The 13,610-nt window shown below is 55.2% G+C and carries 16 protein-coding genes; 12 read left to right on the forward strand and 4 right to left on the reverse strand.

Annotated features, from left to right (window positions below; all coding sequences use genetic code 11):
• The first annotated feature begins 37 nt into the window (after window positions 1-37).
• The 11 genes from DVH26_RS03880 (at window position 38) to DVH26_RS03930 (ending at window position 9,334) form a co-directional block, all read left to right on the forward strand.
• The gene (locus tag DVH26_RS03880; protein ID WP_239631279.1) at window positions 38-943 is read left to right on the forward strand and encodes an N-acetylneuraminate lyase; all 906 of its coding nucleotides are present in this window, start codon (window positions 38-40) and stop codon (window positions 941-943) included.
• Window positions 944-1,152: 209 nt separating this feature from the next.
• Window positions 1,153-2,016, forward strand: a complete 864-nt coding sequence (locus DVH26_RS03885) for a MurR/RpiR family transcriptional regulator (protein WP_239631281.1) — start codon at window positions 1,153-1,155, stop codon at window positions 2,014-2,016.
• Window positions 2,009-3,031: a serine hydrolase domain-containing protein gene (locus DVH26_RS03890; RefSeq protein ID WP_239631283.1), complete on the forward strand. Its 1,023-nt coding sequence runs from the start codon at window positions 2,009-2,011 to the stop codon at window positions 3,029-3,031. The genes DVH26_RS03885 and DVH26_RS03890 overlap by 8 nt, the downstream gene beginning before the upstream one ends.
• A gap of 35 nt (window positions 3,032-3,066) precedes the next feature.
• Window positions 3,067-4,368 (forward strand): ABC transporter substrate-binding protein, encoded by a 1,302-nt coding sequence (locus DVH26_RS03895; protein ID WP_239631285.1) that lies wholly within the window; start codon window positions 3,067-3,069, stop codon window positions 4,366-4,368.
• A 27-nt stretch (window positions 4,369-4,395) separates the two neighbouring features.
• On the forward strand, window positions 4,396-5,349 hold the full coding sequence (locus DVH26_RS03900; RefSeq protein ID WP_239631287.1) for a carbohydrate ABC transporter permease: 954 nt from the start codon (window positions 4,396-4,398) through the stop codon (window positions 5,347-5,349).
• A gap of 12 nt (window positions 5,350-5,361) precedes the next feature.
• Entirely contained in the window at window positions 5,362-6,186 is an 825-nt protein-coding gene (locus DVH26_RS03905; protein ID WP_239631290.1) for a carbohydrate ABC transporter permease, read from the forward strand.
• Between the two features lie 33 nt (window positions 6,187-6,219).
• Complete coding sequence (locus DVH26_RS03910) at window positions 6,220-7,335, forward strand: N-acetylglucosamine kinase (RefSeq protein ID WP_239631292.1); 1,116 nt, start codon at window positions 6,220-6,222, stop codon at window positions 7,333-7,335.
• On the forward strand, window positions 7,328-8,251 hold the full coding sequence (murQ, locus tag DVH26_RS03915) for an N-acetylmuramic acid 6-phosphate etherase (protein ID WP_481857572.1): 924 nt from the start codon (window positions 7,328-7,330) through the stop codon (window positions 8,249-8,251). Before DVH26_RS03910 ends, murQ begins: the two co-directional genes overlap by 8 nt.
• A 71-nt stretch (window positions 8,252-8,322) precedes the next feature.
• Entirely contained in the window at window positions 8,323-8,625 is a 303-nt protein-coding gene (locus tag DVH26_RS03920; RefSeq protein WP_239631294.1) for a hypothetical protein, read from the forward strand.
• Window positions 8,622-8,879: a hypothetical protein gene (locus DVH26_RS03925; RefSeq protein WP_239631296.1), complete on the forward strand. Its 258-nt coding sequence runs from the start codon at window positions 8,622-8,624 to the stop codon at window positions 8,877-8,879. The genes DVH26_RS03920 and DVH26_RS03925 overlap by 4 nt, the downstream gene beginning before the upstream one ends.
• Before the next feature lie 308 nt (window positions 8,880-9,187).
• Entirely contained in the window at window positions 9,188-9,334 is a 147-nt protein-coding gene (locus tag DVH26_RS03930; protein WP_239631299.1) for a hypothetical protein, read from the forward strand.
• Between the two features lie 104 nt (window positions 9,335-9,438).
• Here DVH26_RS03930 and DVH26_RS03935 read toward each other — a convergent pair whose 3' ends face one another.
• The 4 genes from DVH26_RS03935 to DVH26_RS03950 form a co-directional block, all read right to left on the reverse strand.
• The gene (locus DVH26_RS03935; protein WP_239631302.1) at window positions 9,439-9,681 is read right to left on the reverse strand and encodes a DUF6953 family protein; all 243 of its coding nucleotides are present in this window, start codon (window positions 9,679-9,681) and stop codon (window positions 9,439-9,441) included.
• Between the two features lie 742 nt (window positions 9,682-10,423).
• Window positions 10,424-11,608: an N-acetylglucosamine-6-phosphate deacetylase gene (nagA, locus tag DVH26_RS03940; RefSeq protein WP_239631304.1), complete on the reverse strand. Its 1,185-nt coding sequence runs from the start codon at window positions 11,606-11,608 to the stop codon at window positions 10,424-10,426.
• Window positions 11,605-12,333, reverse strand: a complete 729-nt coding sequence (gene nagB / locus DVH26_RS03945; RefSeq protein WP_239631306.1) for a glucosamine-6-phosphate deaminase — start codon at window positions 12,331-12,333, stop codon at window positions 11,605-11,607. The genes nagA and nagB overlap by 4 nt, the downstream gene beginning before the upstream one ends.
• A 19-nt stretch (window positions 12,334-12,352) precedes the next feature.
• A complete protein-coding gene (locus tag DVH26_RS03950) occupies window positions 12,353-13,201 on the reverse strand; it encodes a MurR/RpiR family transcriptional regulator (RefSeq protein ID WP_239631309.1) in 849 nt (282 codons plus the stop codon).
• A gap of 186 nt (window positions 13,202-13,387) precedes the next feature.
• Here DVH26_RS03950 and DVH26_RS03955 point away from each other — a divergent pair, with 186 nt between their 5' ends.
• Window positions 13,388-13,552: a hypothetical protein gene (locus tag DVH26_RS03955; protein ID WP_239631312.1), complete on the forward strand. Its 165-nt coding sequence runs from the start codon at window positions 13,388-13,390 to the stop codon at window positions 13,550-13,552.
• The last annotated feature ends 58 nt before the right edge of the window (window positions 13,553-13,610 follow it).

Consider the following 13,610-nt stretch of genomic DNA (forward strand, 5'->3'; position numbering starts at 1 on the left):
CGAAAACAGCTTTTTACAGAGGAGAGAGACCATGACCATGGATACTGCAAAATTCAAGGGTATATTTACGGCGCTGTTGACGCCTATGCAGGAAGACGGCAGCTTGGATTTGGAATCGCTGAACCGGTTGGTGGAGCACCAAATAGAACAGGGTATCAAAGGCTTCTATGTGGGGGGCAGCACCGGAGAAGGCTTTATTTTGACAAGCGAAGAACGGATGACCGTACTGGAGACCGTCGTGCGTGCCGCCAGAGGCCGAGTCACCGTAATCGCCCATGTCGGCTGCATAAGCACGATGGAGAGCATCCGGCTGGCAAGGCATGCCGAGGAGCTCGGCGTCGACGCGATATCGGCGGTCGTCCCGTTTTATTACAAGGTCGGACCGCAAGAAATTCGCGCGCACTATGAATCCATCATGGAGGCTTCGCAGCTTCCGATGATCGTGTATCATTTTCCGGGGGCGACAGGCGTTCAGCTGTCTCTCGAATTTTACGAGCAGATGGCCCGCCATCCCCGCTGTCTCGGCGTGAAATTCACTTCGCTTAATTTGTTCGAAATGCAGCAAATCCGCAGCCGCTGCGGAAGCGGCTTCCTGATCTGGAACGGCCACGATGAGGTGTACGCCGGAGGAAGCTTGATGGGAGCGGATGGGGCTATCGGCAGCACCTTTAATATGATGCCCGGGCTGTTCGTGGAGCTGTTCTCGCAAGCGTCGAGCAGCCGGTGGGAGGCTGTGCAAAGCCTGCAGGCGAATGCCAACGAAATCATCGCTCATATGCTGAATTATGACGTGATCCCTTACGAGAAATATATCTTGTTCCTGCAAGGAATCATTCGCACCCCAGCCGTCCGCCAGCCTTTAAGACAGTTTACGGAGGAGGAGAAAGCGGGCATGGAAGCCTTCTTCTCGAACTCCCCGATTCTGCAAGGGAAAGGCAAGTAAGTCTGTACAGGCAGGGTCCTCCATTAGCAGTCCCTTTACGGTGGTTCGCCGTAGGGGGGCTTTTTTTGCATGCATACGCTGCCATAATAAAAAATTTATAGGAAATAAAATTTCAAAAATGTATTTACAATGAGAAATTTTATTTTATAATGAAATTGTAAAGAACAGTTACCGGTAGTTTATAAAAACCAGTTCAAAGGAGTCTATCGATGTTAAACGGCGGTCTGATCGGAATCAAGGAAGCGATGGAATCATTAAAGCCCATGGAGCAAAAAGTCGCACAATACATTCTGGAGCACCCTGAGACGGTAGTTAACGCATCGGTGCAAAAGGTCGCGGAGCTCGCCGGCGTGAGCGAGGCGACGATTATCAGGCTGGCGCGATCGCTTCATTTGAAAGGGTTTCAGGAATTGAAGCTGCGGATTGCAGCGGATTTGGCGAAGGCGTCTATCCCTGCGGATAGGACGTCGTATCAGGAAATCCAAATCGACGGTACAGTGCAAGACCTGATCCAATCCATCTCCCATAACAATATGCTGTCGATTCAGGATACGCTGACCGTTTTGTCACCCAAGGACGTAGAGAGGGCTATCGATTGCTTGAGTGAAGCACGGCGGGTCTATTTCTTCGGTGTCGGCGCTTCAGCCGTCATAGCGCAGGATTTCAAGCAGAAGCTGTCGCGGATTAACCGGTGGTGCGAGGCTGCTACGGACTTTGATTCGCAGGCGACGCTTGCAGCCAATATGACGGAGGAGGACGTAGCGTTCGGCATTTCGTACTCCGGGCAGACGGAGAATATTATTCAAAGTCTGGAAATAGCGAAGGCGACTGGAGCCACTGTCATCTCGCTTACCAAGTTCGGCAACAATCCTGTAGCGGAGACGGCAGACATCCGATTGTTCACGAGCTCTCTGGAGCAAAGCATCCGAAGCGGGGCTATGGCGTCACGAATAGCGCAGCTGAACGTGATCGATATTTTGTACGTCGGCATAGCGAGCCGAACATACGAAGAGAGCATTCAGGCGCTGGAGAAAACGAGAAAAGCCGTCAGCGGGTCGAAGCGCAATGGATAGCGTCGTCCGGCTCGTCGATCGTTGGGTCGAGGAACGTTCCATTCCCGGCGCCGTGCTGCATATTTCGCTCGGAAGCCGTTATCGGTGGCAGCAAGCGTTCGGGGAGGCGGACGTATCCTCTGAAAAGAAACCGTTTACAATCGATACGCGGTTTGACGCCGCCTCCTTGACGAAGGTTAGTGCGACGCTGCCCGCCATCTTAACGCTTGAGGCTCGCGGTTTCCTTGCGCTGAACGACCCGGTGCAACGATTTATACCGGAATTTCGCCATCGCAACGTAACGATAGCCCATTTACTGCAGCATGCTTCCGGTCTTCCGGCGGATTTGCCGGGCATGGAGCGCAGCGTGTACAGAGATGTCATGGAGGAAGCGTACCGGCAGGAGCTGCTGTTTGAACCGGGTCGTCAAGTGCTGTACAGCGACTTGGGTTTTATTTTGCTCGGAGCTGTAGTAGAGCGAATTACAGGTGAGAAGCTTGCTGAGTTCGTCCGCCGGGAAATCCATCAGCCGCTCGGGATGGCGGATACCGGATTTGTACCCGCGGAGTCGGAGCGGTACCGGATTGCGCCGACGGAGTTGTACCGTGGCTCATATATTACCGGAGAAGTCCACGACGAGAAAAGCTATCACCTAGGCGGCGTATCGGGAAGCGCCGGGCTGTTCACGACCGCTGCGGATTTGGCGCGGTACGGGGAGAGCTGGCTGCAGCCGGACGGCCCGGTTGTCCGGCGGGAATGGCGCGAGATATGCTGCGCGCAGCCTTTCATGGGACGCGGGCTCGGCTGGGAAGTATGGCACGGACAGGAGCCGGCGCCCAGCTGCAGCGACCGTTGGCCGCAAGGCAGCTTCGGCCATACCGGCTTTACCGGAACGAGTCTGTGGATCGAGCCGCAGAGCAAGCTGGTCGTCGTCTTCCTGACGAATGCGGTTCATTTCGGCAGAGCGAATCCGATCCGGCGTCTGCGCCCTCTTTTGCATGATGTTATTTATTCCTCGATTTCAGGGGTTAAATAAAAACACAAAGAACAATCCAAGGAGGAATAACAAGAATGAAACAGGTTTCTCTGATTGTTGCAGCCGCAGTAGCGGTATCATTGGCAGGGTGCAGCTCGTCGACGACGCCCCCGGCCCAGCAACCGGCCAAAGAAGGTAATGGGGGACAGGTTCAAACGCCGCCTGCGCAAAAGGTGAAGCTGACCATGGGCAGCTGGCGGACGGAAGATAAAGAAGCGTATGAGAAAATCATCAAGGAATATCAAAAGAAAAACCCGAACGTCGAAATCGAGTTCAAGCCTACGAAAAATACCGAATATAATACGGTATTGAACACGTCGCTGCAAACGGGCAGCGGTCCGGACATCATCCAGCTGCGGCCTTATGCGGCGGGTATCGCTTTGGCGGATGCGGGATATCTCGAGCCGCTCGATTCGGTCAAAGGCTTGAGCGTCATGTCGAAGGAGACATTGGCGGCGGCGACGGGCAAGGACGGCAAAGTATACGGCGTCCCTACCGTGTTCAGCTCTACGCAAATCTTTTATAACAAGAAGCTGTTCAAAAAGTTCAATATCGAGGAGCCGAAAACGTGGGACGATCTTATTAAGGCGGCCGAGACGCTGAAGCAGAACAAGGTGGCACCGTTTGCATTCGGTTCGAAGGAAGGCTGGATCTTATCGCTGACGCACGGGGCGCTCGGACCGGTATTTTACGGCGGAACCGACTTCGTGAACAAAGTCACCTCCGGCCAAACGAACTTCAAGGATAAAGCGTTCCTCGATTCGATACAAACGATGCAGGGGTTGACCAAATATTTCCCGGATAATTACGTCGGGCTGTCGATGGACGATATGCGTAATCTGTTCGTTACGGAGCAAGCCGGGATGATGGTGATGGGCGACTGGGAATTTGCCGTGATGAAGAAGATGAACCCGGCGCTGGAGATGGATGTCTTCCCGGTTCCTGCTCCTGCTGGCGGCAAAACGTCGGTAACGACATGGGTGGACGGCTCGTTCTCGGTGAACAAGGCGTCGAAAAATAAAGCGGAAGCATTGAAATTCATCGAGTTCATGACGACCAAGGAATTCGGTGCTCTTGTGGCAAACGAGCTGATGAAGCCGAGCACGATCCCGGGCGTGGAAGCGACGGACCCTACAGTAACGAAAATATCCAAGTTCGCCAACAGCATTTCTACTCCTTATTTATTCGTCGTCCATTTCAACTCGGGTAATCCGACATCGAAATCCGCATTTGAAGGTCTGCTGCAGGGGATGTACTTGAACAAACAGACGCCGCAGCAGGTGACGGAAGAGCTGCAAAAAAGCGTAGACTCCTGGTTTAAACCGGCCGGGAAATAATTTATTGGAAAAGGCGGCGAGGCGCATATGAAGGGGACGAACGTCCAATTGCAAACAGCCAGCTCAAAGCACAAACCATTCAACTGGAGAAAAGGGCTTGTCCATCTGTTCCCCCTCCCGGCCCTCGTCGTCTATACCCTGTTCATCGTTTATCCGATTGTGGCCGCTTTCAGCTACAGCTTGTTCGAATGGCAGGGGCTGCAAAAGGGCGGATTCATCGGGCTGGGGAACTTCGTTACTCTGTTCACGGTTGAGCCATTCAACGAGCGGTTCTGGAATGCGTTCGGGCATAACGCCTATTATTTTCTTCTTGAAATGGTCGTACAGAACGGAATCGCTTTCGTATTAGCGTACATCATCTTTTCCAAAGTAAAGGGTGCCGAGCTGTTCAAGATGGCGTACTTTTTGCCGAGGCTGCTGTCGGTTATCGTAGTAGGCTTCTTGTGGAAGCTGCTGCTGAATCCGAACTTTGGCGCGGTGAATGTCGTGTTGAAGCAGATCGGGCTGGAGGCTTGGGCCAAGCCATGGCTGGGAGATCCGGCTACAGCGCTGACAGCGATCATTTTGGCTAACTGCTGGTTCGGTATCGGATTTTCGGTGCTGATCTTTTTGGCGGGGCTTCAATCGATCTCGCAGGAGGTGCTGGAAGCGGCGAAGCTGGACGGCGCCAGAGGGCTTCGTCTTATCCGCTCTGTGACTCTGCCGATGATGATGCAATCCATTATCATTATTACGGTGTTCACGTTCGTTCACGCGTTTGAGGCGTTCGAGCTGATCTACGCGATGCAGGGCTCGCAAGGGGAGCCTTACTTTTCGACAGATACGCTTGCAGTCTTCTTTTACCGTACGGCCTTCGGCGGTTCGAGCGGGGACGGTGTGGCTATCGGGCTGGGATCTGCGCTTGCGGTTACCTTGTTCTTCATTATTGCGGTGCTGTCGGCGGGATTCATGGCCTGGATGAAAAAAAGGGATCTGGAGTAGGAGGCGAATAAGGTGAAACAACAAAAAGGAATCCGCATTGTCCAGTACGTTATTGCATGGTTGTTCGCGCTTGTAAGCCTCTACCCGATCGGCTTGATGCTGTTGTCCTCGTTCAAAACGAACATCGAGATTTTCAAAAATCCGATGGCTTTGCCGCAAGCCTGGAGCTTGGCTGCTTACCGCAAGCTGCTCGAACAGCTGCCGTATTTCGGCTATTTCTGGAACAGCGTTATCGTTAGCGTCGTATCGGTTGCCTTGATTATCGCTTTCGGCGCTCTGGCTTCCTTTTATATCGCGCGTTTTCCTTTCAAGTGGAACCCGGCACTGTTCTTCTTCTTTTTGCTGGGGATGATGATTCCGATCAAGCTGGGGATCGTCCCGCTGTTCATGCTGATGAAAAGCATGCAGCTGCTGAATACGCAGATGTCGTTGGTGCTCGTGTATACTGCGATTGGGCTTCCGCTGTCGGTGCTTATATTGACCGGGTTTTTCAAGACGCTGCCGAAGGAGCTGGAAGAGGCGGGAAAAATCGACGGCTGCTCGAACCTGGGCATTTTGCTTCGCATCATCGCTCCTCTTATGAGACCGGCGCTCGGTACGGTGATGATCATGAATTTTATTACGGTATGGAACGATTTTTTCTTTCCGCTCATCTTCGTCCAGGAGGAGGCACGAAAGACGATTCCGGTAGGGATGCTGACGCTGTTCAGCGAATACTCGACCGATTGGAGCGTGCTGTTCGCAGGCTTGACGTTATCGTCGCTGCCGATGATCGTGTTGTTCGCCGCAGCTTCCAAGCAATTTATGGACGGCATGACGGCCGGAGCGGTCAAATAGAGCAAGATGCTGGTAGGGAGGAGGAGCGGCATAGTGGAAAAGGACTCGTATCGGATGGATGATAGCGGAGGCGAGTATGGGACGAGGCGTAATATGGCTTTTGGAAGCGAGCCTGAAAGTCTAGGTCCCAGTCCAGGAGCTGGAGGGCGCAGGTTCATCGGCATTGACGGCGGGGGAACGAAAACCGCCTGCATGATCGGAGATGAGTGCGGTACAATAGGCGCCGTTTGCTACGGACCGTCCAGCAGCATTACATCGCGTCCGTGGGACGAGGTCAAGCGCGTGCTGTCCGATCTTATTGCCCAGTCGCTGGAGCAGTCGCGAAGCGAGCTGTCCCAGCTGGAGGGGATTTTCCTCGGGATGGCGGGAGCGGATCGTTCGGAAGCCAAGGAGCGGTTGTACGCCTATATGCGCGAGCTGCTGCCGGAGCGTGTGACGGTAACGATCCATAACGATGCGGTTACTGTACTGACTGCAGGTACATGGGGAGAGAAGGGCATCGTGCTCATCTCTGGAACGGGATCGATTGCATGCGGCTATATTCCGGAATCCGACATTTATGTAAGAGTCGGGGGCTGGGGGTATTTGCTCGGGGATGAGGGCAGCGGCTACGATATCGGGCGGCAAACGCTGAATGCGGTTATGAAGCAGCATGACGGGCGCGGCAAGAGAACCGTGCTGACGGAGCGGGTGCTGGAGCATTGGTCGCTGCCTGATCCGAACCGGATTATAACGCATGTGTACGGCCAGCCGAATGTACGGACGGCGATTGCCGAGGTGTCCAAGCTGACGGTGCTGGCGGCGCAGGAAGGCGATGAGGTTGCCGATGCGATTGTTACTTCAGCTGTAGAGGAGCTTGCTGTCTTGGCGGCATCGGCAGCGGCCGGATTGGTGGAAAGGCAGCCTGGATTGCAGGCGGCGGAAATGCCGCTCGTCCTGAGCGGAGGGTTGTTCCAGGACAATTGGTTCATGAACCGGTTGGCCGGTCATGAGCTGATCCGGTCCAACGGATTTCATGTGAACCGATTGACGGTTCCGCCCGTGACCGGCTGTTATTTGTTGGCGTTAAAGCAAACGGGTGTTCGGATCGATGAGGGCATCCGGCAGCGAGTGGAAGAGTGGAGACAGGGAGGGAAGCATATTGAATAAACACTACACTAGTCAACCTGTAACCGAGCAAAGAAACGCTAAATCGGAGCAGTTGGACCGAGCCGGCGTCCTTGACATTATAAAAATAATGAATGAAGAGGATCAAACCGTCGCTTTGGCGGTGGAACGGGCTTTGCCTCGTATCGCCGAAGCGATTGAAGCGATTGTGCAGGTTATGCAGCACGGAGGCCGGCTCTTCTACGTCGGAGCCGGGACGAGCGGGAGGCTCGGCGTACTCGACGCTTCCGAGTGTCCGCCGACGTTCGGCGTGGACCGTACGCTTGTGACGGGCCTCATCGCAGGTGGCGAAGCGGCGATCACAACGGCGATTGAAAACGCCGAAGATGACGAGGAAGCAGGAGCGAGGGAGATCACCGCACACATTACGGCGGGCGATGCAGTAGTAGGGATCGCCGCAAGCGGCAGCACGCCGTATGTGATCGGCGCCATTCGCCGGGCGAGGGAGCTTGGCGCCTTGACGGCGAGTATTTCCTGCAACGACTCCGCAGCGCTAAGCGAGGCGGCGGAATACGGGATCGAGGTGCCGGTAGGTCCCGAAGTCGTGACGGGCTCGACCCGGTTGAAGGCGGGGACGGCAACGAAAATGGTGCTGAACATGATCACGACGACCGCGATGATCAAGCTCGGCAAGGTGTACGGCAACCTGATGGTTAACGTACAGGCGACGAACGAAAAGCTGCGCGATCGCGTCGTACGCATCGTTAGCGAGGCGACCGGAGCAGCGCAGGTAACCGCTGCGCACTATGTGCAGCAGGCGGACGGAGACGCCCGTGTCGCGATATTGATGCTTCGCTTCGGCGTGGCGAAGGAGCAGGCGATGGAGGCGCTGCAGGCGTGCCGATATCATTTCGGCGACGCGGTGGCACGATTGGAGCAGAAGCAGGAGAGCGTGTAGTAACGCGTGATCCGCTTGTGTGCTGTAGGGTATGTGGCGCATTGAGTGTGGTGTTTCAGCATGGGGGATTCGTGAGTGCACTGCTAGGCGGATGGATCATGCCGGAAGGCGGGAGAGACATGGCGTGGTGCTATACGATGGAACGTACCGGAAGGGCGGAAGAGTCGAGGCGTGGTGCCAAGCGATGGATCGTGTGGAAGTGTGGAAGAGGCGAGGTGCGCGGCCTGGCGGCAATGGATCATGCCGGAAGGCGGGAGAGACATAGCGAGCTGCTACACGATGGAACGTACCGGAAGGGCGGAAGAGTCGAAGAGTGGTGTCGAGTGATGGATCGTGCCGGAAGTGAGGAAGAGGCGAGGCGTGGTGCGGAGTGATGGATCGTGCCGGAAGGGCGGAAGAGTCGAGGCGTGGTGACAAGCGATGGATCGTGCCGGAAGGGTGGAAGAGTCGAGGCGAGCTGGCAAGCGATGGATCTTGCCGGAAGGCGGGAGAGACATGCGAGCTGCTATGCGATGGAACGTACCGGAAGGGTGGAAGAGTCGAGGCGTGGTATCAAGCGATGGATCGTGTGGAAGTGTGGAAGAGGCGAGGTGCACGGCCTGGCGGCAATGGATCATGCCGGAAGTGAGCAAGGGTTGAAGCGTGATGCATAGCGCACTATGGATGATTTGGTTAGAAATGGGGGTATGGTGTAAGGTGTTGATTATCGGGGAGGGGAGAGGATGTGAGGTTGAGTGCGGCTGGAGTTCGGAGGTAATTTTCACTCACGGTCTGCGCAGGGAGTACATTGATACGGAGTAGGCTTGAGGGAAATAGGGAAACAGGCTTATGCCATGCCGAGGTAGCGGTTGATTCCAATGCGCCCAAATCCCAAGCGAGTTTCGGAGCCACGTGGCGATAGGTCAAACCCTACATTGGCAGAGAGGGTATGCGAGGATGAGTGCAGCCGTGGTTCAGGAGCAAACTGGCTGCGATCTGCACAGGGTGAACGGAGTGGTACGCAGTGGACTGAAGGAAGAGGGTAACACTGGTGTTTGCACAGGTATGGAGGGAACGGCACCGGCACCGGGAAGCTTCATTTGAGAAGAAATAGGTGTGCATGGTGGAGATGCAGTCTGGCGTTGCGATCTGAGTAGCCTAAAACGTACTCATGGCTGTTGGGAGATTGGTTGTTGGTATAGAGTAACTTAGGGTCCCGTCCATCCCCAAAAGAAACCGTCCCGATCCCATGCCGCTTTTCCGTGATGCAGTTTTTTAAATATCTTTTTGACCTCTTTGGCGATCGACTGATTCCCGTTTTCATTCACATAGATAAACTCTTCGCCAAAGTTAGCCAAAATATAATTAACCGCGTCCTGCTGATACAGGATCCCTGCAAACCTGACTTCCTTCAGCATCCATTCAGCAACATCGTTTGCTGTAATATCCATAATTTTCACTCCTAACAATTAATGATGTGATTCCTGATTGTAACATAAGGCTGGGTGAGTTGCACGTGATGTTGCATTAGGGAAAACCGAGTGAGGAGAGAGTAAATCGGCTGAAGTTGCTGGAGGACGTCTTTTGTAGCGCGGAAAAACCGACTTACAGCAGCCGATGAAGGGATTGAGGGAGCTGTAACTCGGAAAAACCGCGTTAGGAAGGGTGAATCGGCTGTGAAGGCAGAAGAGCGGTTCTGTAGCGCGGAAAAACCGTCTTACAGCAGCCGATGAAGGGATTTGATGAGCTGTAACGCGGAAAAACCGCGTTAGAGAAGGGTGAATCGGCTGTGAAGGCAGAAGAGCGGATCTGTAGCGCGGAAAAACCGACTTACAGCAGCGGATGAAGGGATTGAGGGAGCTGTAACGCGGAAAAACCGCGTTAGGGAAGCGTAAACCGGCTGAGCTAGCGTAAAGCGGTTCAGCTGTGATGGTAGAAATGCGGGGGTAAAACCCGCATTACAAATACAACCGCGGCCGTGGCGGCGAAAGCACCGGGAAAGCTCCAGCAGCATTCCCGGCTTGAGGCCTACGCCACGTTCCCGCCCCGCTCGCGATGCTTGCGCCGCCCGCGAGCCAAACCCAAATACCCCGGCCAGCTCCACATATGGGAGCTGGCCGGGGTATTCGTGCACCCGCTCTTCGCGCAAGCGAAGAGCGCGACGCTGCCTTGCCGCACCTAGAGCGGCAAGCCTTACAACAGTACGCGTCCTTGCGACCAGACGCGTTCGAGCTCCAGCTGCTGATTGAGCAGCAGCACGTCGGCTTGCTTGCCCGGCGCGAGGGAGCCGGTCAGCCGGTCAATGCCGAGCCTGCGGGCAGGTGTGCCGCTGGCCATCCGGCTGGCGTGCTCGACGCTGATGCCGACTTCGCGTACCGCATAGCGGAACGCTTCGATCATCGTGAGCGTGCTGCCCGCGAGGCTGTCGCCTTCCTTGAGGCGCGCGACGCCGCCGTTGACGACAACGTCAAGCCCGCCAAGCTTGTATTCGCCGTTGCCGAGTCCGGCGGCGGACATGGCGTCGGTGATGAGCAGCAGGTTGTCGGGGCCCTTCGTCTGCGCGAGCAGGCGAATGCATGCGGGATGCACGTGATGGCCGTCGGCGATCACTTCCGCCATGATGCCGGGATTGGTCAGCACGGCGCCGACCGTGCCCGGATCGCGATGATGCAGGCGCGTCATCGCGTTGAACGTATGCACCGCGTGGCTTAAGCCATGCTCCACCGCGAGCTGCACTTGATCGTACGTAGCGTCGGTGTGACCGAGCGCCGCAATGATCCCTTTGCCGGTCAAAGCTTCGATGTAGGCAAGAGCGCCTTCGGTTTCCGGCGCGAGCGTCTGCATGCTGATGAGACCCGGGAAGCGCTGCGTCCAATCCTCCAGCCAGGCAGGCTGAGGCGCTACAATGTGCTGCGGGTTTTGTGCTCCCGGCCATTTGGCGCTTATGTACGGCCCTTCCAGGTGGACGCCGTGCAGCTGCGCGTAAGGCATTCCGGCCTCCCGATACGCATGTACGCGCTCAAGCACCTGATCCAAGTCCGCTTTCGGAGCCGTTACTGTCGTTGCCAGCATCACGGTCGTACCGTTTTGTCCGTGAAAACGGGTAATCTCGTCAAGGCCCTTTGCATCCGCATCCATAAAATCATGGCCGTAGCCGCCATGGACATGGACATCGATGAAGCCCGGCAGCACGTATCCGCCTTGGCCGTCAATCACTTCACAATGCTGTGCGAGCGTGCGCGCATGCTCTACGCTTCCGGTTTCTTTGCCTATAGCGGAAATTCGCCCGTCAGTAAGGAGAATCCATCCGTTTTTCACGGTTGTATCGGGTGTGACAATGGTTGCGTTATAGATATATGTTGTTTTTACTTCATTCATTTGAACAGCCTCCCTGCTTCGGAATCCAGTAGTACGACCAGGTGCGGATGCGTCTGCAGGAGCGATGCCGGGCAGTCCGTCGTGATCGGCCCGGTCAGGGCGCGGTGAACGATTTCGGCTTTGTCGGCTCCCTTAACGACGAGCAGAATCATTTTCGCCTTCAAAATCGTCCCTACACCCATAGTCAATGCATGCGTAGGCACCTGATCCATCGAATCGAAAAAGCGGGCGTTCGCTTTGCGGGTTTGCTCCCGCAGCTCTACGACATGCGTGCCGCTGATCAGGGCGTGATCCGGCTCGTTAAAGCCGATATGCCCGTTGTGGCCGAGGCCGAGCAGCTGCAGGTCGATTTGCTTGGCTTGCTCCAGCAGCTTGTCATAACGCTTGCACTCCGCTGCCGGATCGGCTGCGTTGCCGTCGGGAATGTGCGCTTGGCTGCGGGGCAGATCGATATGATTGAACAGATGCATGTTCATATAATTGCGGTAGCTCTCCGCGTGGTCCTCGGGAAGCCCGACATATTCGTCGAGATTGAACGACGTGACGTCACGGAAGGAAACGATGCCGCGCTGGTAGCTTTTGACGATTTCCTCGTAAATGCCTACCGGCGTTCCGCCGGTGGCCAGTCCGAGCACCGAGCGGGGATTCGTTTGGACGAGGCCGGTAATAATGCTGGCCCCGGATTCATGCAGCTTGTCATGAGAATCGAAAGTAAGTAAATTCACGGGTATCTGCTCCTTGTGACTAACGGTATTTTTTAACCATTTGAAATGAATTTTCGAGACGGGGCACCAGGTCGTCGAACTGCTCGCTGATCAAGCCCACGAACAAAATATCGATGACATGCAGCTGAGCGATCCGCGAAGCCATATCTCCGCGCCGCATCCCTTCCTCCAGCGTAGAGGTGAACAATGAGATCGAGGCGAGGGAGGTCAGCGTGTTCGCGCCGAATTTCGTTAAGGAAATCGTCGTTGCTCCGTTCTCGGCCGCACATTTTAACGCCGCTATCGTCTCCGCCGTTTCCCCGGAATAAGAGATGCCGATCGCCACATCCTGCTCTGTCAGGCTGGAGGCCGAAGTGACCTGCATGTGCGGGTCCGAAAACGTCACGGCCCGCTTGCCGATCCGGATCAGCTTCTGGTAAAAATCCTGCGCGACGAGACCGGACGTCGCCACTCCGTACAGATCGATCTGCCGTGCCGACTTGAGCGCATCGATCGCCTTCTGCAGCTGCTTCATGTCAAGCAGCCGTGTCGTATCGGTAATCGAATTGACGTGATTCGCCTCCATGGCGGCAACGATGCTCGTAAGCGGGTTGCCTGCGACGATATCCTGATAGGACTGCACGCCGGATGGCGGCTGCTGTGCAAGCTCGGCGGCCAGCTTGACCTTGAACTCCATATATCCTGCAAAATGAAAATGCTTGCAGAAGCGGGAGATGGTCGCCGTGCTGCTCCCGGACTGCTGAGATAGGTCGGTAATGCCCATCTGGACTACGTCGTGGGAGTGGGCGAGGACGTAGGCTGCGATTTCTTTTTCCTTCGGATTCATCGTGTCCATTTGTTCTTGAATCGCGCTTAAAATTCCTGGCATAGGCTTCCTCATTATAAGAAAATATTTTTCATAAATCATTAATATTGAAGAAAATGTTTTACATTTTAACTATACCGAATTTCACGGCCAATAGCAATACGCTGCCGTACCCTTGTACATAATAGGGCGGTTCAACAGACACACTAGAGCGTGATAGACCGTCTATTGACGCAGGAGGTGAATATTATGGTCGAGAACAAGGAGCTTCGGGATCTGAAGACGCACCAGATGGGTGCGGTGGGGATGCATGAAACGCGTACGACGGACAAGCCCGTGCAAATAAATCCCCCGGTTTCGCCGAATCCGGGACCGGTCGATATGCGTGACGGGGACGAAGACGTTCAAGAATAAAAACGAAGGGAAGGTTCGGCCTGGCGCCGGATCTTTTCTTTTTGTCCATGCCCTCAAT

Source organism: Paenibacillus sp. H1-7, assembly GCF_022354825.1.
Lineage (GTDB): Bacteria > Bacillota > Bacilli > Paenibacillales > NBRC-103111 > Paenibacillus_S.

What these genes read in the sequence shown, in the direction of transcription:
- DVH26_RS03880 (WP_239631279.1), top strand. Translation starts at nt 38, where the DNA reads ATGGATACTGCAAAATTCAAGGGTATATTTACGGCGCTGTTGACGCCT.
- DVH26_RS03885 (WP_239631281.1), top strand. Translation starts at nt 1,153, where the DNA reads ATGTTAAACGGCGGTCTGATCGGAATCAAGGAAGCGATGGAATCATTA.
- DVH26_RS03890 (WP_239631283.1), top strand. Translation starts at nt 2,009, where the DNA reads ATGGATAGCGTCGTCCGGCTCGTCGATCGTTGGGTCGAGGAACGTTCC.
- DVH26_RS03895 (WP_239631285.1), top strand. Translation starts at nt 3,067, where the DNA reads ATGAAACAGGTTTCTCTGATTGTTGCAGCCGCAGTAGCGGTATCATTG.
- DVH26_RS03900 (WP_239631287.1), top strand. Translation starts at nt 4,396, where the DNA reads ATGAAGGGGACGAACGTCCAATTGCAAACAGCCAGCTCAAAGCACAAA.
- DVH26_RS03930 (WP_239631299.1), top strand. Translation starts at nt 9,188, where the DNA reads ATGAGTGCAGCCGTGGTTCAGGAGCAAACTGGCTGCGATCTGCACAGG.
- DVH26_RS03935 (WP_239631302.1), bottom strand. Translation starts at nt 9,681, where the DNA reads ATGGATATTACAGCAAACGATGTTGCTGAATGGATGCTGAAGGAAGTC.
- nagA (WP_239631304.1), bottom strand. Translation starts at nt 11,608, where the DNA reads ATGAATGAAGTAAAAACAACATATATCTATAACGCAACCATTGTCACA.
- DVH26_RS03950 (WP_239631309.1), bottom strand. Translation starts at nt 13,201, where the DNA reads ATGCCAGGAATTTTAAGCGCGATTCAAGAACAAATGGACACGATGAAT.
- DVH26_RS03955 (WP_239631312.1), top strand. Translation starts at nt 13,388, where the DNA reads ATGGTCGAGAACAAGGAGCTTCGGGATCTGAAGACGCACCAGATGGGT.